This window comes from Marinobacter maritimus (assembly GCF_007671675.1).
Classification (GTDB): Bacteria; Pseudomonadota; Gammaproteobacteria; order Pseudomonadales; family Oleiphilaceae; genus Marinobacter; species Marinobacter maritimus.
Genome location: NZ_VCGW01000002.1, coordinates 1 through 19,468 on the forward strand (window position 1 = coordinate 1; position 19,468 = coordinate 19,468).

Consider the following 19,468-nt stretch of genomic DNA (forward strand, 5'->3'; position numbering starts at 1 on the left):
CGGACCATCAGTTGAACGTTCAGGTCATCTGAAATTCTAGCGGGAATATACCGACTACGCCGTGAGCACGAGTGGGACGTTTTTGACAAGATAGTCAGAATTTATGGTAAATCAGTAAAACGTGAAATTCATCAAAGAGCACGGCGGCGTAGCCCTCCAGCATTGGATCGCTCTGGATCAGCCGGGTAAGAATACCTTCGGTAACAACTTCTATGCGTGTCGTGGCAGACACCTTGGTATCCAGCCGCGTACGGTAGCCGACAGTCTGCCCGGGTTTCTCACCGAGTTGTGACGCCATAAATCTCGCCGCCGAACGAGCCGCCAGCCGCCTTGGTTCGAGCATCAGAATTTTACGGCCTTGCAGCCAAGGTGCATCCAGCAGCGCCATGGGCACCCGCGTGGTCTTGCCAGCGCCTGGAGGTGCCTGGAGAAGGGCTGTTGTGGCCTGCTCCAGCGTTCGTTCCAGCTCAGGCAGAATGTGGTCTATGGGGAGCACTGTCTTGTCAGTCAAAGCGGAGAGTCCGCGCATGCCAGACTTCGGGGCGGGGCACGAAGAAGACGAATATCAGGCCGAAAGCCAATGCTGCTACACCGATTCCAAAGGCGGACATCAGGGTGCCACCGGCATCCAGCCACTGTTTGGTCAGCCATGGGCCAACCATCTGCGTGAAGCCATAAAGCGCGACCATGGCGGCAGACAACCGCGGGCCTTGGTGTGGCTGCAGGGCACGGCCAATGCGCTGGGTGAGCAAAACAGTTCCAAGGAAAGTGCTCCCGACCAGAGCGGCGCACAGTACCAGGCCTATAGCTCCGGGCAAAACTACGGCAGCCAGTACACCCGCCAGCTGAATCAGGAAATTCAGCTTCAATGCCGGGATATCGCCCATTTTCGTACCGAGCTTGTTCCACAGCCAGGCAGCCGGGATGGTACACAGGGCAACGATCAGCCAGGTTCCGTTGAGCAGCCAGTGGTCAGCTTCCAGTTCCAGTTTTGCCAACAAAGGCAGGAAGGTCATGGGAAGGATGTAGCCCAAACCAGCGCCAGCGTATGACAGAAACAGGGGAATGCTGGCACGGTCAATGAGCGGAGTTGTGGTTGCGGCTTTGCCGCCACCGCCGGGCTCATGGTCCTGCAGCTCCAGCCGGGTCAGCCGGTAGGCGCCCCATACGGCCAAAGGAATGGATATCAGGGCCGCAGGCCACCAGCGCGCGGCTCCCTCCAGCCAATCAGCACTGCCGGTAACCAATCCACTGGAAACCAGCAAACCCAGACCCACGCCGACGTATACAAGCCCGCTCATGCTTGCCCGATTGCGCAGCACCAGCCACTCGAGAATCAACGCCGGCGCTTGCACGAAAATAACGCCGTTGGCGACACCGTTCAGCCAACGGCTGGCCGAAATGGCAGTCAGGTTGTCTATCTGGGTGATGAAAAGTGTAGTTATGACGTGCACCACCAGAAAGGCGGGCAGAAGAACGCGGATATGGCTGACCCGATGCCAGCGAATCGCCAGCATGGCACCCACCAGATAACCAAAGTAATTCCAGGTGGCGACCGCCGCTCCCTCGGGCGCGGTGAATTGGCCGTCGTCCACCAGATAGGGCAGTAGCGGGGTATAGATAAAGCGACCGAGCCCATGCACCACCATAAGCATGACGGCGCCAGCGGCCAGAACGCCAAAAAGCTCTTTCGGTGTTGTGGTGCTCTGTTGATACATGCAATAGGTCCCGGCGAGTGTATTTTCAGCCGGGCAGTCTATGCGAGTCCCGCAGCCATGTCAGCTTGACCTTGGCGGTACCACATCCTGAACCGACTCAGGAGCGGGCGTTTTCGCGATTGGCTTTGGCCCACTGATAAATGCGCTCAAATGCCTCTGCCAGATGTTCCGGATTATGGGGCGGCTGAATCAGTGCCGCCAACTGGCCATCCGGGTTTATCAAGGCAAAATGCCCGCTGTGGTCAACCAACAGTTCGCCGTCCACCTGGCGATGCACAAACACCGCACTCAGACTGGTGGCGAGCGCCCGCAGTGTTTCCAGATCTCCGGTCAATCCGTGAAAGTTTTCACCAAAGAAACCGGTATAGGCTTTCAGCTGCTGCGGTGTATCGTGCTCCGGGTCCGCGCTGACGAGAAGGTAGTCCGGCTGTGGTAGCTCATTTGATAACAACTTGTCGGTACGACGCAGGTTAGCCATGGCCGCCGGGCAGATATCGGGGCAGTTAGTGTAACCCACGAACGCAAACGTCCACTGGCCCCGGAGGCTGTCCCGGGTTACGGTTTCTCCGTTTTCATTGGTGAGTGTGAATTCTGCCAGGGGCCGCGGCTGGTCATAAACGTAAGTGTTCATCTCGGCAAGATCCGGAGCCGGGGTGGGCTCCCCCCCGTCCACCAGAAAAACCTGACGTCCTACAACGAGGCCAAAAATCAGCACCACGAGCAAAAACAGTGCGAATAACGTCACCTGAACTGAACGATTCATCATTACTCCAATTAGCCGACTCTACAGTAACGCAGCGACAGTAGGAGGGGTGCCTTTTCCTCTGGGAAAAAATGTCTGAGCGCAGCAAGTTGTTTTTCCCAGAGGAAAAGGCACCCCTCCTGCTGGCGCGTCTGCACCAAGTCAGAAAAACACAAAATGGTCTACAAGGAGTACCACAAACAGGGCCATCAGGTAAGTGATGGAGTATTTGAAGGTGTTGAGTGCAACCCGGCGATCATCGCCTTTTAGCAGACGTATCGCGTAGTGAAGGAAGCGCAAGCCGAGGGCAAGGGCACCCGCCAGGTAAATCCAGCCGGACATGCCTGTGACAAAAGGTAGCAGGCTGACCGCCAGCAACATCAACGTATAAAGCAGAATGTGCAGTTCGGTGTATTTGTTGCCGTGGGTGACGGGCAGCATGGGGATGCCTGCCTTCGCATACTCTTCTTTGCGGTGAATAGCCAAAGCCCAGAAGTGCGGCGGAGTCCAGGCGAAGATGATCAGAACCAGCAACAGTGCATGGCCTTCTACCTGGCCAGTTACCGCCGTCCAGCCCAACAGGGGTGGCATTGCGCCGGCAAGGCCTCCAATAGTGATGTTCTGGGGCGTTGCCCGCTTCAGGAACAGGGTATAGACACCGGCATAGCCAACCAGAGATGCCAGGGTGAGCCAAGCGGTCAGGTGGTTCACCTGCCACATCAACACCACCATGCCGACACTGGCCAGCAAAGCTGCGAACACGATCGCTTCTACCGGGGATATCTTGCCGGTCGCCACAGGGCGTTTGCGGGTGCGGGCCATGACTGTATCGATTTTCTGGTCAACTACGTGGTTGACCACTGCAGCAGCACCGGCAAGCAGGGCAATGCCCAGATTGCCGTAGATCAGGACACTCCAGCCCGGAACGCCCGGGGTCGCCAATAGCATGCCGATGACTGATGTCAGGATCATCAAAGCCACAACGTTGGGTTTGGTCATTTCCAGATAATCCCGCCATGAAATAGTCCGTGCGGGTTGGCTGGTAACGCTTTGGACCGGCAGTACGTCCACTTGCTCACTCATGCCGTAATCTCCTGATGCATTATTGTTGTATGTATTGCTGTTTCAACCTGTGCCTCCAGGGGCAGTTGATAGTGCCGCCAGATCAGGTAAATCACCGACAGCAGCAGCCCAGCGCCCATGGCGTTGTGAGCAACTGCGATCGGCAGGGGAATGTAGAACATAACATTGGCAAGCCCAAGGGTAATCTGGGCCACCAGTGCTGCGGCAACCAGCCCCATCGGGCCTTGCAGCTTCCGATTGTGATCCCGACGCCTGATCAATATCAACAGAACTGCAAAATACCCCAGAACCACCAGGGCGCCAACTCTGTGGGTTACGTGTATCGCAACCCGGCCATCCGCTGTGAGCTGCCCGCCCAGGTAGTTGGGGCCAACATGCTGGGTAATATCGAAACCGTGCTGAAAATCCATGCCGTCTGGCCACCACTGGCCCTGACAGGTTGGCAGCTCAGTACAGGCGACTGCCGCATAGTTTGCTGCAGTCCAGGCGCCCAAGGCTATCTGCATAACGATCAGTAGCAAGCCGCCGAAGAGCCAGGGGCGGAACCCCGCGAGGATGGAAGTAGATTTTTCAGCTTTGTTTGGTTCGCTGGGTGCTGCTGTTGATGGAGCTGTCTGGCCGGCTGAGAACTTACGCAAACGAAGCACCAGCAACGTAAGCAGACTCAGTGTAGTGAACCCCCCGAGAAGGTGCAGGGCAACAACCTGCGGCCAGAGCTTCAGGGTGACCGTCCACATACCGAAGGCGCCTTGCAGCAGTATAAAAGCCGCAATGAACAAGGGCAGCTTGAAGGGCACGCCGCTGCGGCGCTGGCGAATGGCGGTCGCGGCAAGACCGAATACCACGAGCCCGAGCGCTCCGGCAGCGTAACGGTGAATCATCTCCGGCCAGCCTTTGGCCACGTCCACCGGTGTATCCGGGAACCGGGCATTGGCAATGGCGATATGCGAATCACTCTGGGGCACTGTTATGAAGCCGTAACAGCCTGGCCAGTCGGGGCAGCCAAGGCCAGCATCCACCAAGCGGGTCCATGCACCCAACATAATCACCACAACGGCGAGAAGCACCGAAAATGTTGCCCAGTTCGCCATGGCTCGGGCTTTTGGCGCGCGGTCGACGGATGAATAGCTCAAAATGACTCCTCCGGGCCGGCCCTCAGCCGACCTGTGACAGTTTGAGCAGATGCTTCAAATCTTTGAGCATATCCTTGCCAGAATTTTCCGGGCCATAGTGCATCATCACGTTGCCGAATGGATCGATTAGCATGATGCGCGGCTCTTTTTCCGGGTTTATGCCCGCAGGCCAGGCTGGGGTTGTCCCCGCCGCCGGCACCAAGCGCTCCATTAAACGATATTCCGTTGGCCAGCGCGCTGCCAGATCGCCGGAAATACCGCCCAGCACAGCGGCTCTTGATACTCGATTGGCATTTTTGCCCAGAGCGATGTTCGCTTGCCGGGCCAGGTAGAGCAGCTCTTCACAACGACTGTCGCATTCGCCAGCCGCGACCACCAGCAACCATTGGGGATCTGTCTGGGCCGCGCTGAACCGCTTGGCCAGAGGTTCGCCCGAGAGGGTTTCAAGGCTCAGATCCGCCACGGGCGTTGGAGGGCTGATCAACATGCCCTGATTGGTGTGGCCAGCCGGGTTGAGCCAGCCGGTATAGAACATTACTGTCGCCAGAATCATTGGCCCAAAGCCAAGAGCGAACAGCAAAAGCGCAGTACGCCGGCCTCTGCGAGCCTGTTCGGGCGTAGGGCCGTCGGTCTCATCCTGCTCTGGTATCCGGCTAGCCATTATCATCGTCATTATTGGATCCTGTCTTTCGATAACTCGCTAATACACTCAATATAGTCAGCGCCAAGGCAAGCGCAAACCATTGCGTCGCATATCCGTAATGGGTTTGCGGCCCCATAAGATCCGGCTCCCAGTCCGCCCGGTAAGCACCTGGCTGATCGCGATCCTGAAGCCGGATAATAGCATCCGGCAGCTTCGCAATCTCTGCTCTCGCAACCGACCAGGGAAGCATCTGCACCCTACGGGGCCAGCCTTCCTGTTGCACCGTTCTGCCTGACAGAACCGGCGGTTCCGGGTACTGATTTAGGCGACCCGTCACACTGTAAATACCGTCAGGGGGAGTGACATCCGGCAGTTGATTTCTGGTTCTCGGCGCCGCAACCCAACCTCTGTTAATCAGAACCGGCGGACCCTGAAGCGGGTAGAAAATGGTCAAAACTTCGTAACCTGCGATGCCATCACGGGTGCGGTTATCCAGCAGCCAGCTGCGCTTACCGTAGAGCCCCGTCACCGTAATCGGCCTGCCATTTTCGAGCCCGCTGGCCACCAGATCGGGCCAGTTGAGACCTTGTGCCTCTTGCTGCCACTGATCAAGCATAATCTGCTTTTCTTCCGCCCGATTTAGCTGCCAGATACCGAGGCTCACCAATAGCGGTAAAAAGGCGCCCGTAAAAATCATCAACCGCCAGTTTGCATGCCATCGCCGAGAGCTTTTCTTTGCCTCAGTCATGGTCTGCTATAGTGAGTCTGCCAGCAACAGGAACAAAAACCAGAGAGTTTTTTATGCTTAAAGCCGTTATCATTTTTCTTATGCTCGCCGTCATCGTCAGCCTGTTCAGTGGGCTGTTCTTTCTCATCAGAGATGGCGGTAAAACCAACCGGGTAGTGAACTCCCTCGCAGTTCGTGTAACCCTGAGCGTGCTTTTGCTGGCCGTTATTCTGCTTTCGTTGTGGCAAGGGAGCCTGACATTGCACCCGACTCCCTGACCGTAAACTACTGTTGCATCAAATGACATACACGAACACAAACAGGCCCAACCAGACCACATCCACGAAATGCCAGTACCAGGCAGTTGCTTCAAACCCGAAGTGGTTGTCTGAAGTGAAATGACCCTTGTGAATACGGATCAGCATGATGATCAGCATCAAGGTGCCCAGCATCACGTGAAAACCATGAAAACCTGTGAGCATGAAGAAGGTGCTGCCGTAGATACCGGACTGAAGCGTCAGATTCAGCTCCTGGTATGCGTGCATATACTCTTCGGCCTGCAGAAACAGGAAGACCAGCGCTAACAATATTGTTGCCACCAGCCAGATTTTCAGCTTCTTCCGGTTATCCTCTTTAAGGGCGTGATGAGCAACCGTCACAGTAAAGGACGACGTCACAAGAAGAATGGTGTTTATCAGTGGCAAACCCCAGGCACCAATCACGGACTTCGGTGCAGGGAAGGCTTCAGGATCCGGGTTGTTGATCAACGGCCAGGTTGCCTGAAAACCCTCCCAGAGCATATTCGAACTACCCCGGTCGCCTTCACCCCCAAGCCAGGGCACAGCAAACACGCGGGCGTAAAAGAGCGCGCCGAAAAACGCCGCAAAAAACATGACTTCCGAGAAGATGAACCAGCTCATGCCCCAACGGAAAGAACGATCCATCTGCGCGCTATAGAGCCCGCTACGGCTCTCTTTTATAACGCTACCAAACCATCCAAACAGCATGTAAATCATGATCAGCAAGCCGACGGCGAATATCATCCAGTCGCCGCTCGTACTTTGGCCCTGGTTGCTGCTGACCATAATCGAGGCCGCCCCGAAGAGCATTACCCCCATACCCACCGTCGCAACAATGGGCCACTTGCTTTGTTCGGGAACGTAATAGGTCTGATTGTCCGCCATAGCAATCTCCGATGGCTTATCCGTTATCGGTTGTTTTTGTTTTCAACGCAGCAGCCTGTGTTTCGCCCTGGTCATACAGCGTATAGGACAGCGTTAATTTCGTGATGTGGCTCGGCAAATCCCGATCCACAATAAAAACCAGAGGCATTTCTGTACTCTCGCCGGCTGCCAGTGGCTGCTGGTTGAAGCAGAAACACTCTGTTTTATGGAAATACAGAGTTCCTTCCGATGGCGACAGGCTGGGAACCGCCTGCCCCACCATGTTGCGGTCTGTCGGGTTCTCAGCGTAAAAATTTACAGTAATTGCCTCACCAGGGTGAACTTCGACACTGCGTGCCACCGGGCGAAAAATCCAGGGCATATCCGGCCCGTTCTGCGCCAGGAACTGCACTTTGATAGTGCGAGTCATGTCTGCTGTCGTGCGCTCTGTGGATTCGTATCTGCCACTGGTCTTGCCATTGATGCCCGTAATGTCACAGAAAACGTCGTACAAAGGCACCATTGCAAAACCGAAGGCGAACATGCCAACCACACTGGCGAGACACCAGCCTATAACCCGCGCATTGCTGCGCGGGTGGGTCACCTTGTTCGTCGGTTGTTCAGCCACGCCGCCAACTCCTACTTGATTTCCGGCGGAGTGGAGAACGTGTGGTAAGGCGCTGGTGACGGTATTGTCCATTCAAGTCCTTCCGCACCTTCCCAAGCCTTGGCGGGCGCTTTTTCACCACTTTTCACACATTTCACAACGATCAGAAGGAACAATAACTGGGTTGAACCGAACATGAATGCGCCGACGCTCGACACCATATTGAAATCGGCAAACTGCAACGCATAGTCCGGAATCCGGCGCGGCATCCCTGCAAGGCCCAGGAAGTGCATCGGGAAGAAGGCCAGGTTCATCCCGATAAACGACAGCCAGAAATGCGTTTTGGCAAGAGTTTCGTCATACATGCGGCCGGTCCACTTGGGCAGCCAGAAGTACGCTGAGGCAAAGATACCGAATATGGCACCGGGCACTAATACGTAATGGAAGTGAGCAACCACAAAGTAGGTGTCATGGTACTGGAAGTCCGCCGGGGCTATCGCCAGCATCAGGCCGGAGAAACCGCCAATAGTGAACAGAATCACAAAGGCGACGGCGAAGAGCATAGGCGTCTCAAACGTGAGCGAGCCCCGGAACATGGTAGCCACCCAGTTGAACACCTTCACACCTGTTGGTACGGCGATCAGCAAGGTCGCATACATGAAGAACAGCTGCCCGGCGACGGGTACGCCTACCGTGAACATGTGGTGCGCCCATACCAGGAAGGAAAGCAGTGCAATCGCACCCACCGCATATACCATCGAAGCGTAGCCAAACAGCTGCTTACGGGAAAATGCCGGAATTATGTGCGATATGGCGCCAAACGCCGGCAAGATCATAATGTACACCTCGGGATGCCCGAAGAACCAGAACACGTGCTGGAACAGAACCGGGTCACCACCGCCAGCCGCATTGAAAAAGCTGGTGCCAAAGTTGATGTCCATCAGCATCATGGTTACCACGCCTGCCAACACTGGCATTACCGCGATAAGCAGGAACGCAGTGATCAGCCAGGTCCAAACAAACATGGGCATTTTCATCAGGGTCATCCCCGGCGCACGCATATTCAGTACCGTTGCAATCACGTTGATGGCGCCCATGATCGAGGACACACCCATGATGTGAATGGCAAAGATAAAGAAGGTCGTACTAGGCGGCCCGTAGGTGGTGGAAAGCGGCGCATAGAAGGTCCAGCCAAAGTTTGGCGCACCACCTTCCATGAACAAGGTCGAAACCAGTATCAGGAAGGCACATGGCAACAACCAGAAACTCCAGTTGTTCATCCGTGGCAGGGCCATGTCCGGCGCACCGATCATCAGCGGTATCATCCAGTTTGCCAACCCGACGAACGCGGGCATAACCGCACCGAAGACCATGATCAGGCCGTGCATGGTAGTCATCTGGTTAAAAAATTCCGGCTGGACAATCTGTAGCCCCGGCTGGAAAAGTTCTGCCCGGATAACCATTGCCATGGTTCCACCCAAAAGGAACATGGTGAAACTGAATATCAGGTACATGGTCCCGATATCTTTATGGTTAGTCGTCAGCAGCCAGCGGCTAATGCCGCTTGCAGGGCCGTGATGATGATCCTGGGCGTGGGTATCTGCAACCGCACTCATTAAAACCCCCGTTACCGCCAATTATTGTGGCTGGTGATATCTGTTATCTGGCGTTGATTACTGTTCGTTCTTGTAATCGAAGATTTCTTTCGGCGTAACCATGTCACCCACCTTATTACCCCAGGCGTTGCGCTCGTAGGTAATGATGGCCGCAAGATCCGCTTCGTTCAGCTGGCCGCCGAAGGCCTGCATCGCCGTACCGGGTTTACCGTTCACCACAATATCGATGTGTGCGGTTATATCTCCCACGGCAATGGCGCTGCCTTTAAGTGCCGGGAATGCCGGTGGAGCGCCACTGCCATCCGCCTGGTGACAGGCGGCGCAAGCGGTCGCGTAAGCTTTTTCACCTCGCTCCATCAACTCTTCCATAGTCCAGTCTTTTTGGGTCAGCTCACGCTCCTTCTCCGCGTTGGCTTTCTGCTCGGCAACCCAGGTGTTGTACTCCTCTTCCGGCACGGCCTTTACCACCACTGGCATAAAGCCATGGTTCTTGCCACACAACTCGGTGCACTGGCCTCGATAGGTGCCTGGCTTGTCAACGCGGGTCCAGGCTTCATTGATAAAACCGGGAATGGCGTCCTTCTTTACGCCAAAATCTGGCACCCACCAGGAATGGATAACGTCGTTTGCGGTCAGCAGGAAGCGAACTTTCTTGCCCACCGGAATCACCATCGGGTTATCCACTTCCAACAGATAGTTTTCGCCCTTGGTCTGACGGTTACTGATCTGGTCCGCGGGTGTCGTAAGATTTGAGAAGTAGCCGAAATCCTCGTTGATGTATTCGTACTGCCACTTCCACTGATAGCCAGTTACCTTGATGTCTATGTCTGACTCGGTTGTGTCGTACATATCGATCAAGGTTGCGGTGGCAGGAATTGCCATAATGACAAGAATAACCAGTGGTATGAGCGTCCAAAGAACTTCAACCAGAGTATTCTCATGAAAGTTTGCAGGTTTTGCGCCCTGAGACTTGCGATGGGCGAAGATAGACCAGAACATGATCCCGAATACCACGACGCCGATGGCGACGCAGATCCAGAAGATGGTCATGTGAAGGTCAAATATATCATTACTGGTGCCGGTCACCCCTGGTGTCATGTTTACCGTCCAGTCCGCCAGGGAAAGGGCGGGGAACGACAGACCACCTAAAAGGGCACCTGCCCGCTGAGCGTGCACGCGCATGCTGTGTCTCCACAGAGTGTTATTCTTGTCGGATTTTGCATTATCCCTCTGGCGCTTACCGATGCTCTCGCATTCATCGGGCCACTCAGAGTGAAAGCCTGCTTATGGATATCTCGGGTAGAGTATAGACACAGATCAAAAAAATACGAAAATATTGACTAAACCCAAAAGTGCTAAGCAGAAAAAATTAGGAACCAAATAGAATATGACCTCCAGGCTGTCGACTACAGACCGGCGCTTATGGGCTTTGGCATGGCCATTGATGCTCACCAATCTCACTGTGCCCTTGCTGGGGCTTGTGGATACTGCCGTGCTTGGCCATCTCGAAAGCCCGGAATACCTCGGCGCGGTCGCTGTTGGCGCTAATCTGTTCAGCATCCTGTATTGGACATTCGGCTTTATGCGCATGGGCACGACGGGGCTCGCTGCTCAGGCCTGGGGCAAGCGCGACAGTTTCGGCCAGGTTGCCCTGCTGTTGCGCTCGGTGATGCTTGCAGTGGGGATTGGCCTGCTTCTGATCCTTTGCCATCAGCCCTTGATACGAACGGGGCTTGCGCTCATGAACCCAAGCGCGGGCGTTACCGAACTTGCCGCCGAGTACGCCGCCATAAGAATCTGGAGCGCTCCGGCGGTGCTTTGCCAGTACACGCTTGTGGGCTGGCTTATTGGCACCCAGTTTCCTCGCGGCCCTATGGTCATGCTCATTGTGGCCAATGGGCTGAATATTGTTCTGGATGTGCTGTTCGTCACAGTGCTGGGCTGGAACAGCCGTGGCGTTGCCATCGCCACGGTGATTGCCGAGTACGGTGCGGCGATCATCGGCTTTGCCATTGTGCTACGCCGTATGCCCGATGGCCAAAGACTTACGCGGGAGTTATTCGGACAACTTGCCGACTACCTGGCCATTCTTCAGGTAAACCGCTATATCATGGTTCGCACCATCGCCCTGCTTCTGGTGCTGGCATTTTTTACCGCTCAGGGGGCTCGCCAGGGCGACACCATACTCGCAGCCAATGCCGTGCTGATCACTTTTCTGCTGTTGATTTCAAATGCTCTGGACGGCTTTGCCAATGCCGCCGAAGCCCTGATTGGAGAATCCGTCGGGCGCAACAGTAAGCGACGCTTCTTTGTAGTGTTTCGATGTGCGCTGCGCTGGTCTCTCTGGGGTTCGTTGTTGCTGACCATTGTGTTCGTTTTGGGTGGCCGCGGCCTGATAGCGCTGCTGACTGGCATTGAAGAGGTCCGCACCACCGCCTGGCAGTATTTGCCCTGGCTATGGTTGCTGCCTTTCGCTTCTGTTTGGGGCTTTCTGTTCGACGGTATATTCATTGGCGCTACACGCACCCGGGATATGCAGAACACCATGCTGTTTTCAGCGCTGGGCGTTTTCGCGCCCGTGTGGTGGCTAACTACAGGCTGGGGCAACCACGGACTCTGGTTTTCTCTCATCTGTCTCATGCTCGCCCGAGCGGCAAGCATGGGTTGGCTGTGCTGGTCCCACACGCGCAACGACAGGTGGTTCAGCACCCGTTAACCCATGGCCAATTGTTAACAATATCTGACAGTCTGGAAATCGCGGCTCGCCAAATCTCGTCTACACTTGTCAGAAAAGACGGGCGCCTTGTGGCAGTAACCAGCCACCGCGTGAGTGCCCGTTTACCCATTGCCCGTACAGGAGGCGCCTTGCGACCTCAACTTGTTCAAACACCGGCATGTCCTCAAATGACTCCACAGGCAGTCCTAGAGATCATTGACCACGCGCGGCGCAAGGAGGCTCGCTCGGGAACATTTCTGCGGCAGCTGCATGAGAAAGCAGCCGCATTGCCTGCTGCTGTCACGATTGAGGGTTTCCAGCCTGCCAACTGCCTGTTCCAGTTCGCAATCGAGTACATTGAAATGGCACCCAGGCTCATCGAGTGCGTGGGTGCCTGTGCACGTGAGGCAGGTACAGCGCAGCTGTTCGACCCGTTCGTTAAAGCCGCAACCGGTTACTTCACCCAGCCTTCAGCTCTGCTGATACGCTACGTTGGCCTGGATGGCCTGCTGATTCGTGCCTACCTTTGCCATCGCCTGATGGAAGAAATGCACGAGAATAATCACTCCATAAGAACCGGGGGGCTTGTCGATATAGAAGCAACCCGTGCTAATCTGCTGGTTCATGAACTTATTGGCGAACCCTTTGCAAACGAACTGGACGATTCGATAACCATGACTGTGCTGCAGATTGCAGGTACACCGGACTATTACGAGTTGAATCTCGACCCCTTCGTTGAACAGGTAAATAATGATGCCTGGAATTGGATGCGGGAGTATTGGGAACACCTTCTGACCCGGAATCACATCCGCTTTTCTCTGGGCTCTGGTCTGCCCTGATTTGATCCTGCCTTGGGCGGCTCTGCGCGATTGAAAGGTTCATAGCGATAATGAAGATGAAAACGGGTTTGCTGCTGGCTTGTTGCCTGGTGCCAGCTTCTGTCTTGTCAGATGAACTGACCCTCCGGGTTCAGATTGCGGGCGGCGCCGGCCCGGTAACCGGTGCCGTGGTGTATTTGAATGATGGTAGCCAGGCTTCCCCCTTACGGGCCGAAATGTTTCAGAAAGACCGAATGTTTCACCCTCATATACTGATCCTTCCGGTCGGGTCCAGCGTGGACTTTCCGAATCGTGACAACACCCAGCATCATGTCTACTCCTTCTCGCCGACTAAAACCTTTAATCTCGAGCTCTATGCGGGCGTGCCCGAAACATCCGTTTTGTTTGATCAGCCCGGCATTGTTGAGCTCGGGTGTAATATTCACGACCACATGAAGGCGTTCATTGTTGTGGCTGACACCCGCGCCATCGGACAGACCAACGAGCAGGGGGAGGTAACGCTCGCGCTGGACTTCGGCGCATCCCCGCCACCCGGCTCGCTCAGCCTGAATATCTGGCACCCCCGCCTGCAGGACAACACCAGGCCCGTGATTCAGGAAATCGATGTTGCCAGCCTGGCAAATGCGACTGCCGAAATTGTCAGCATTGAACTGCAGCCCGAACCACGCAACGAAGGCCCTCTCGACCACCTTCAGAAGCGCTTCCGGGAGCTTTGATGGCCAGCTGGGTAAACCGCATCGGGTTCCGCGGCCGGCTGGTTACGGCCATGGTTGCCCTGGTTGCCCTGGTGAGTCTGCTGATTGGCGCGCTGTTGATGGTGTACCTGTTTGAAGACGAAAAACGCCGGGCCCTGGAGCAGCTCAGCATAGCCGAGCGCCTGACCAACGAAGTGATTGAGCGCCGCACCGATCTCGAGCTCTCTCGTTTGAGCATCGTTGTACGCGACTTTGGCTTCCGCTCGGCCATCGCCAGCCGTGATCCCGCAACCCTCAGCAGCGCCTTGGAGAATCACAGCAGACGCGTTGGGGCGGATTTTGCCACGTTGCTGGATAGCCAGGGAGAGCTTCTGGCATCAACGCTATCCAGCGCTTTGCCGGGCGCTACCGCCGCGCAACTTGCCAACGCCCGCAATAACGGAGCCGACCGCTCACTCCTGACGATTGACCAGCGCGGCTACGAAGTGCTCATCGTCCCCGTGGAAGCGCCTGGATTACGGGCATGGCTGGTGGCAGGCTTCGAGATGGATCAGACGCTGGCCAACATTATTGCGAGGCTTAGCGGCAGCTCCGTCATTTTCCGCACGAGCGCGAACACGCCCGGTGGCTTCACCAGCTTTGCGGCATCCTCTGATATCGACAGTGGCAGCGAGCCGGCACTTGTCAAATCGGCAGGCGGCCAGAACTTCATCGAAAGTACCCGTCACTTCACTCGCACACTGAACCTTGGTGCTTCCGGGCAAGGCGTCTTCGAGGCGGTTCTGATGATCAGCCGGGAAGCCAGCCTGCAGAACTACTACAGCCGGGCTCTGGAAATTGCCCTGCTGGTCACGGTGATCATGCTGTTTGCCACAGTGCTGGCGCTGCTGACCGCAAGGTATCTGGGCCGGCCAGTGCTGCAACTTGCCCACTACGCAAGGGCCGTCGGGCGGGGGGATAACCCGCGAGCTCCCGACATCCGCTCTGGCGGTGAGCTGCGCGAACTGCGCAACGCTCTGCGGGATACACTCGCCCGGCTCACTCGCCGCGAAGCGGAAATCCGCCATGCCGCAACCCACGACGAAGTGACAGGGTTGGGCAACCGTCACGCGCTTATGGACATGGCGAAGGAGCACTTTGACGCCGGCGTGCCCTGCAGCTTGATTGGCGTGCGCGTGAGCGATCTGTCAAACATCAACGATACGCTCGGTATTGAGTTCGGCGACAAAGTCCTGCTGGGCCTCTCGCAACGGCTGCGCGATGAACTCCCGGATGCCAGCCTGATTGCTCGTACCGGCGGCGGTGAGTTCCTCGCGCTGGTTCCGGTACACAGCCCCGAAGCGCTGGAACAGCGGGCTCTGGCGCTGCACAACGCCGTGGTATTGCCCCTCGATGTCGGCAACACCCCGTTTTCTCTGCGCGCCAACCTGATAACACTGCAACTGCCTACCGATGCCAGCCAGACCAATGAGCTGAGAAGGCGAGTAAACCTGACCTTTGAGCAGGCCCTGCAACAGGGTGCTGCGGTCACACGTTACGAGCCCGGGCGGGATGAAAACCACCTGCGCGAACTCAAGCTGGTCTCCGATCTGCACAGTGCGGTCCGTCACGGGGGCCTGCACATGAACTATCAGCCCAAGCTGGATAATCACACCGGGCAGTTACTCCAGGTGGAGGCTCTGGTGCGCTGGATACATCCGGAGCTGGGCTTCATATCACCGGAAGAGTTCATCTTTCTGGCAGAGCAGTCCGGGCAGATCAACGACCTCACCGATCATATTCTGCAACGGGTTGCCAACGATGCCCGGAGCTGGTTCAACGCCGGCCTGGATATGGGTGTGGCGATCAACCTTTCCGCAATGGACCTGACCTGGCCGGCCCTGACTGAACGCATAACAACCATTTTTGCTGGCTGGCACCACAGTATGGAGCGCATCACTCTGGAAGTGACAGAAAGCGCCGTGATGGAAGACCCGATAGAAGCCATGGCCACACTGAACCGCCTGCGGGATCTGGGCGTCACGCTTTCTGTTGACGATTTTGGCACCGGTTATTCATCACTATCCCAGCTGCGCAAACTGCCGGTTCAGGAATTGAAAATAGATAAATCCTTTGTGCTCAGACTGAACGCCGAACCTCAGGACCAGCTGATCGTAAAATCCACCATCGATATGGCCCATGGACTTGGCCTCAAGGTGGTCGCAGAAGGTATCGAAAACCTGGAAACCTGGAAGTTGCTACAGTCCTGGGGCTGCAACGTCGGCCAGGGCTTTTATCTGAGCCGTCCGGTTTCTGCAGGTGACCTTGCGCAAGCTGCCACAGTCATTGCAGAACGTCAGCAGGAGCTGGCCGACACCACGCCGGAGCATTCTTCATGATACGTTTTTCCAACAAACCGGCTGCCGCAAGGTTCGCGCCTTTGCTGGCCCTGGGGTTTCTTGCAACACCCTTGGCCATGGCCGATGTGGGCAGCCGCCTCTGGGCAACAGGTGGCGTGACCACCATAGAAGGCAGCGCCGGCGGCGGGCTGGTGCCCTGGGCCTTACTTGGCAGCTACGCCAGTGATGAAGAGTGGGGCAGCACTGTCGCCCTTAGCAGAGCCGAGGTGGACGACTACACACTCTCGGTTGCCGGTGCCGGCTGGAACTGGAACAACCGGATTGAAATCACCGTTGCGCGCCAGACCCTGGATCTGGACAGTCTGGTGTTTACCCTCAAAAACGGCTTCGGGCTGGAGCAGGATGAGCTCAACCAGGACATCTTCGGGGTGAAAGTGCGGCTGGCGGGCGACGCTCTCTATAGCCCCTGGGGCCAATGGTCTGCTGGCGTTCAACACAAGCGGCAACGGGATTTTACCGTGCCCCAAGCCATCGGCGCCCGGGATGACAGCGGCACGGACGTGTACTTCTCCGGCTCGAAAGTGTTTTTTGCCGCCGTGCTTGGTCGCAACCTGCTGGTGAACGCCACCGTGCGCGGAACCCGGGCCAACCAGGGCGGTTTGCTGGGTTTTGGTGGCGATCTCAATAACGGCTATGAATTCATGGCCGAAGCCGGCGCCGGCGTGTTTATTAACCGCCAATGGTTGATCGGAGCCGAGTACCGACAGAAGCCGGATAACCTGAGTTTTGCCCGTGAGGACGACTGGTGGGACGTATTTGTTGCCTGGGTTCCTGATCGCCGGCTTGCAGTAACGGCGGCGTTCGTAAACCTTGGCGACATTGCCACTCTGAAAGACCAGCAGGGTGTTTATCTGTCTTTGCAGGGGAGCTTCTGATCATGCCGAAGACGTACATTTCAGTTCTGATGATTACCGCCGGCCTGCTTCTGAGCGGCTGCCAGAGCCTTCACAAAGAGCCGGACAATAACTTGTACCTGCAACTCGGAGAGCGCACCGGAATCGCCAGTGTTGTGGAAGACCTGCTCTACCTCATCGTGGACGACGAACGCATCAACGAACAGTTCAAGGGTATGGATGTTGCCCAGTTCCACCGCAACCTAACAGACCAGTTGTGTGAGCTCAGTGGTGGCCCCTGTGAGTATTCCGGGCGCAAGATGCGGGAGCTGCACGCAGCCATGGGGATTACCGACACCCAGTTTAATGCCCTGGCGGAAAACCTTATCCTGGCCATGGAGAAAAACCATGTACCAACAGCAGCGCAGAACCGGCTGATCAAACAACTGCTGCCACTGTACCCGGATATCCGGCATCTTTGAAAACCCGGGATAACGAAAACGAGGCGCGACACCAGCATGACTGAAAAAAAAATTGAAATCCTGCCCGGCCGCTATCGGCACTACAAGGGTAAGGATTACGAAGTGATCGACATTGCCCGCCACAGCGAAACCGAGGAAAAACTGGTCGTTTATCGCTGCCTGTACGGCGATTACAGTCTTTGGGTACGACCACTCTCCATGTTCCGCGAAACCGTCACCGTTGCAGGAGAGCAAGTTCCGCGCTTTGCGCGTATTGATAACGCCTGATCATTACACAAGCCCTTTGACTAAGCCGGTCAATTACTGCACATTACCGCGTTTTCATGATGCCTGCCTTCGCGAGAAGGCCGGATAACCAATACCCCTACCCGGAGTTTTCCCATGAATGCCGTTGTTGCCGCGGTGCTGATCATGCTCGTGCTGAGTTTGGCCCGCATCCACGTTGTTGTTGCCCTTATCGTCGGCGCCGTCTGTGGTGGCCTGATCGCCGGACTGTCCCTGGAAGCCACCATTGAAGCCTTTAACAACGGCCTCGGCGGTGGTGCTACCGTTGCGCTTTCGTATGCGACCCTTGGCGCCTTCGCCGTTGCTATCGGCAAATCCGGCCTGGCCCATGCACTGGCAGACAAGACCCTCGCTATGGTTGGCCAGCAAGAAAACAGCGCGGCGGCCAAAAGCGTGCGCTACATGATCATCGGCGTGCTGATCCTGATCGCCCTGTCGTCACAGAATATCCTGCCTATCCACATCGCATTCATTCCGCTGGTCGTTCCGCCCATGCTCTACGTGATGGCCAAACTGAAAATGGATCGCCGGCTCGTCGCCTGTGCGCTCACCTTTGGCTTGATCACACCCTACATGTTCCTGCCCATCGGCTTCGGCGGCATCTACCTGAACGACATCCTGATGGCCAAAATCAGCACCAACGGCGGCGAAACAGAAGGCCTGAGCGTTATGCACGCCATGGCCCTGCCAGCCCTTGGCATGCTCTGTGGCCTGTTGGTTGCAGTATTCTTCACCTACCGCGGCGAGCGTGAATACGATCTCGAAGCCATTACCCGCACCGAGCGCGTAAACGTATCCTACAGCTCTGGCACACTGATCATGGCCGTTATTGCCATTGTGGTGGCCTTTGTGGTTCAGCTCTGGCTGGGCTCGATGATCCTGGGTGCTCTGGCAGGCTTCCTGCTCTTCAACCTTTCTGGCGTAGTAAAATGGAAAGAAGCCGATGACCTGTTTACCGAGGGCATGAAAATGCTCGCCATGATCGGCTTCATCATGATCGCGGCTTCGGGTTTTGCAGAAGTAATGCGTGAAACCGGTGAAATCGCCACTCTGGTACAAAGCTCTGTAGACATAATCGGCAGCAACAAGCCAATGGCCGCGCTTTTGATGCTGGTGGTCGGCCTGATGATCACCATGGGCATAGGCTCATCCTTCTCGACCATCCCCATCATCGCCGCCCTCTACGTGCCCCTGGCCCTGGAAATGGGCTTCAGCTCCCTCGCCATCGTCGCCCTCGTCGGCACCGCCGGCGCCTTGGGCGACGCGGGCTCCCCGGCCTCCGATTCCACCCTCGGTCCCACCGCCGGCCTCAACGTAGACGGCCAGCACAACCACATCTGGGATTCCGTGGTGCCCACGTTCCTGCACTACAACCTGCCGTTACTCGGCTTTGGGTGGTTGGCGGCTATGGTTCTCTGATTTAGGGAACTTTGGAGTTTGCCTTCGTTTGTAGCCTGCTGGTTTGGGGGCTGCGAGGTCACGGGGGTACTTTTCTGGCGGAAAAAAGATGTCTGAGCGCAGCGAGTTGCTTTTTTCCGCCAGAAAAGTACCCCCGCACCCTCTGAGCAAACAGTACAGATATCTTAGGGAAAAAATGGGGACGGGAAGCGTTCTTAGCAAGGCTTTTACGGCTGGCAACTCTTAATACCTGAAACCTGAAACCTGAAACCTGAAACCAAGCCATACTGAACGAACCGAACTTCCTTATCTTTTAAACCGATCTATCTTCGCAGTAGGAACAAGAGGACGTGGGGAGATGTTTTTCTGCCGGGAAAAAAATGTCTGAG

19 protein-coding genes and 1 pseudogene are annotated in these 19,468 nt (G+C 56.2%); 9 read left to right on the top strand and 11 right to left on the bottom strand.

Annotated elements, in window-relative coordinates; all coding sequences use genetic code 11:
• Positions 1–121: 121 nt before the first annotated feature.
• The 7 genes and pseudogenes from FFI90_RS07095 to FFI90_RS07125 form a co-directional block, all read right to left on the bottom strand.
• Positions 122–496: pseudogene (locus tag FFI90_RS07095) on the bottom strand (ATP-dependent helicase HrpB); the annotation flags it as partial.
• A 7-nt stretch (positions 497–503) separates the two neighbouring features.
• Entirely contained in the window at positions 504–1,718 is a 1,215-nt protein-coding gene (locus FFI90_RS07100) for a YbfB/YjiJ family MFS transporter (protein WP_144777263.1), read from the bottom strand.
• A gap of 97 nt (positions 1,719–1,815) precedes the next feature.
• On the bottom strand, positions 1,816–2,481 hold the full coding sequence (locus tag FFI90_RS07105) for an SCO family protein (RefSeq protein ID WP_144778259.1): 666 nt from the start codon (positions 2,479–2,481) through the stop codon (positions 1,816–1,818).
• 141 nt (positions 2,482–2,622) lie between these two features.
• Complete coding sequence (gene cyoE / locus FFI90_RS07110) at positions 2,623–3,543, bottom strand: heme o synthase (RefSeq protein ID WP_144777264.1); 921 nt, start codon at positions 3,541–3,543, stop codon at positions 2,623–2,625.
• Positions 3,540–4,634, bottom strand: a complete 1,095-nt coding sequence (locus tag FFI90_RS07115; RefSeq protein WP_144778260.1) for a COX15/CtaA family protein — start codon at positions 4,632–4,634, stop codon at positions 3,540–3,542. Before FFI90_RS07115 ends, cyoE begins: the two co-directional genes overlap by 4 nt.
• Positions 4,635–4,698: 64 nt before the next feature.
• A complete protein-coding gene (locus FFI90_RS07120) occupies positions 4,699–5,349 on the bottom strand; it encodes a hypothetical protein (RefSeq protein ID WP_425463090.1) in 651 nt (216 codons plus the stop codon).
• The gene (locus tag FFI90_RS07125; protein ID WP_246123423.1) at positions 5,330–6,016 is read right to left on the bottom strand and encodes an SURF1 family protein; all 687 of its coding nucleotides are present in this window, start codon (positions 6,014–6,016) and stop codon (positions 5,330–5,332) included. The genes FFI90_RS07120 and FFI90_RS07125 overlap by 20 nt, the downstream gene beginning before the upstream one ends.
• A 104-nt stretch (positions 6,017–6,120) precedes the next feature.
• Here FFI90_RS07125 and FFI90_RS07130 point away from each other — a divergent pair, with 104 nt between their 5' ends.
• Entirely contained in the window at positions 6,121–6,324 is a 204-nt protein-coding gene (locus FFI90_RS07130) for a twin transmembrane helix small protein (RefSeq protein ID WP_144777266.1), read from the top strand.
• 18 nt (positions 6,325–6,342) lie between these two features.
• Here FFI90_RS07130 and FFI90_RS07135 read toward each other — a convergent pair whose 3' ends face one another.
• From FFI90_RS07135 to coxB, 4 genes are read right to left on the bottom strand one after another with little or no spacing between them, the layout of a single operon-like run.
• On the bottom strand, positions 6,343–7,230 hold the full coding sequence (locus tag FFI90_RS07135) for a cytochrome c oxidase subunit 3 (protein ID WP_144777267.1): 888 nt from the start codon (positions 7,228–7,230) through the stop codon (positions 6,343–6,345).
• A 16-nt stretch (positions 7,231–7,246) separates the two neighbouring features.
• Positions 7,247–7,837, bottom strand: a complete 591-nt coding sequence (locus FFI90_RS07140; RefSeq protein ID WP_281288098.1) for a cytochrome c oxidase assembly protein — start codon at positions 7,835–7,837, stop codon at positions 7,247–7,249.
• An 11-nt stretch (positions 7,838–7,848) separates the two neighbouring features.
• Positions 7,849–9,432, bottom strand: coding sequence for a cytochrome c oxidase subunit I (gene ctaD / locus FFI90_RS07145; protein ID WP_144777269.1), 1,584 nt, complete (start codon positions 9,430–9,432; stop codon positions 7,849–7,851).
• 57 nt (positions 9,433–9,489) lie between these two features.
• Positions 9,490–10,614 (bottom strand): cytochrome c oxidase subunit II, encoded by a 1,125-nt coding sequence (gene coxB, locus FFI90_RS07150; RefSeq protein WP_144777270.1) that lies wholly within the window; start codon positions 10,612–10,614, stop codon positions 9,490–9,492.
• A gap of 205 nt (positions 10,615–10,819) precedes the next feature.
• Between coxB and FFI90_RS07155 the strand changes: the two genes are divergently transcribed.
• From FFI90_RS07155 to FFI90_RS07190, 8 genes are all read left to right on the top strand, one after another.
• Complete coding sequence (locus FFI90_RS07155; protein ID WP_144777271.1) at positions 10,820–12,148, top strand: MATE family efflux transporter; 1,329 nt, start codon at positions 10,820–10,822, stop codon at positions 12,146–12,148.
• Positions 12,149–12,336: 188 nt separating this feature from the next.
• Positions 12,337–12,987 (top strand): hypothetical protein, encoded by a 651-nt coding sequence (locus FFI90_RS07160; protein WP_144777272.1) that lies wholly within the window; start codon positions 12,337–12,339, stop codon positions 12,985–12,987.
• Between the two features lie 50 nt (positions 12,988–13,037).
• Positions 13,038–13,703 carry a methylamine utilization protein gene (locus FFI90_RS07165; protein ID WP_144777273.1) on the top strand — a complete coding sequence of 222 codons (666 nt, stop codon included), beginning with the start codon at positions 13,038–13,040 and terminating at the stop codon, positions 13,701–13,703.
• The gene (locus FFI90_RS07170; protein WP_144777274.1) at positions 13,703–16,060 is read left to right on the top strand and encodes a putative bifunctional diguanylate cyclase/phosphodiesterase; all 2,358 of its coding nucleotides are present in this window, start codon (positions 13,703–13,705) and stop codon (positions 16,058–16,060) included. Before FFI90_RS07165 ends, FFI90_RS07170 begins: the two co-directional genes overlap by 1 nt.
• Positions 16,057–16,956, top strand: coding sequence for a DUF3034 family protein (locus FFI90_RS07175; RefSeq protein WP_144777275.1), 900 nt, complete (start codon positions 16,057–16,059; stop codon positions 16,954–16,956). The genes FFI90_RS07170 and FFI90_RS07175 overlap by 4 nt, the downstream gene beginning before the upstream one ends.
• 2 nt (positions 16,957–16,958) lie before the next feature.
• The gene (locus FFI90_RS07180; protein WP_144777276.1) at positions 16,959–17,396 is read left to right on the top strand and encodes a group I truncated hemoglobin; all 438 of its coding nucleotides are present in this window, start codon (positions 16,959–16,961) and stop codon (positions 17,394–17,396) included.
• A gap of 36 nt (positions 17,397–17,432) precedes the next feature.
• Positions 17,433–17,663: a DUF1653 domain-containing protein gene (locus FFI90_RS07185; protein WP_144777277.1), complete on the top strand. Its 231-nt coding sequence runs from the start codon at positions 17,433–17,435 to the stop codon at positions 17,661–17,663.
• Positions 17,664–17,777: 114 nt separating this feature from the next.
• Positions 17,778–19,100 (top strand): Na+/H+ antiporter family protein, encoded by a 1,323-nt coding sequence (locus tag FFI90_RS07190; RefSeq protein ID WP_144777278.1) that lies wholly within the window; start codon positions 17,778–17,780, stop codon positions 19,098–19,100.
• Positions 19,101–19,468: the final 368 nt, after the last annotated feature.

Excerpts from the sequence above, each read along its gene's own strand:
- FFI90_RS07180 (WP_144777276.1), top strand. The coding sequence starts at position 16,959 with ATGCCGAAGACGTACATTTCAGTTCTGATGATTACCGCCGGCCTGCTT.
- FFI90_RS07115 (WP_144778260.1), bottom strand. The coding sequence starts at position 4,634 with ATGGCGAACTGGGCAACATTTTCGGTGCTTCTCGCCGTTGTGGTGATT.
- FFI90_RS07120 (WP_425463090.1), bottom strand. The coding sequence starts at position 5,349 with ATGACGATGATAATGGCTAGCCGGATACCAGAGCAGGATGAGACCGAC.
- ctaD (WP_144777269.1), bottom strand. The coding sequence starts at position 9,432 with ATGAGTGCGGTTGCAGATACCCACGCCCAGGATCATCATCACGGCCCT.
- cyoE (WP_144777264.1), bottom strand. The coding sequence starts at position 3,543 with ATGAGTGAGCAAGTGGACGTACTGCCGGTCCAAAGCGTTACCAGCCAA.
- FFI90_RS07135 (WP_144777267.1), bottom strand. The coding sequence starts at position 7,230 with ATGGCGGACAATCAGACCTATTACGTTCCCGAACAAAGCAAGTGGCCC.
- FFI90_RS07175 (WP_144777275.1), top strand. The coding sequence starts at position 16,057 with ATGATACGTTTTTCCAACAAACCGGCTGCCGCAAGGTTCGCGCCTTTG.
- FFI90_RS07155 (WP_144777271.1), top strand. The coding sequence starts at position 10,820 with ATGACCTCCAGGCTGTCGACTACAGACCGGCGCTTATGGGCTTTGGCA.
- FFI90_RS07160 (WP_144777272.1), top strand. The coding sequence starts at position 12,337 with ATGACTCCACAGGCAGTCCTAGAGATCATTGACCACGCGCGGCGCAAG.
- FFI90_RS07165 (WP_144777273.1), top strand. The coding sequence starts at position 13,038 with ATGAAGATGAAAACGGGTTTGCTGCTGGCTTGTTGCCTGGTGCCAGCT.
- FFI90_RS07130 (WP_144777266.1), top strand. The coding sequence starts at position 6,121 with ATGCTTAAAGCCGTTATCATTTTTCTTATGCTCGCCGTCATCGTCAGC.
- FFI90_RS07105 (WP_144778259.1), bottom strand. The coding sequence starts at position 2,481 with ATGAATCGTTCAGTTCAGGTGACGTTATTCGCACTGTTTTTGCTCGTG.
- FFI90_RS07125 (WP_246123423.1), bottom strand. The coding sequence starts at position 6,016 with ATGATTTTTACGGGCGCCTTTTTACCGCTATTGGTGAGCCTCGGTATC.
- FFI90_RS07190 (WP_144777278.1), top strand. The coding sequence starts at position 17,778 with ATGAATGCCGTTGTTGCCGCGGTGCTGATCATGCTCGTGCTGAGTTTG.
- FFI90_RS07170 (WP_144777274.1), top strand. The coding sequence starts at position 13,703 with ATGGCCAGCTGGGTAAACCGCATCGGGTTCCGCGGCCGGCTGGTTACG.
- FFI90_RS07100 (WP_144777263.1), bottom strand. The coding sequence starts at position 1,718 with ATGTATCAACAGAGCACCACAACACCGAAAGAGCTTTTTGGCGTTCTG.
- FFI90_RS07185 (WP_144777277.1), top strand. The coding sequence starts at position 17,433 with ATGACTGAAAAAAAAATTGAAATCCTGCCCGGCCGCTATCGGCACTAC.
- coxB (WP_144777270.1), bottom strand. The coding sequence starts at position 10,614 with ATGCGCGTGCACGCTCAGCGGGCAGGTGCCCTTTTAGGTGGTCTGTCG.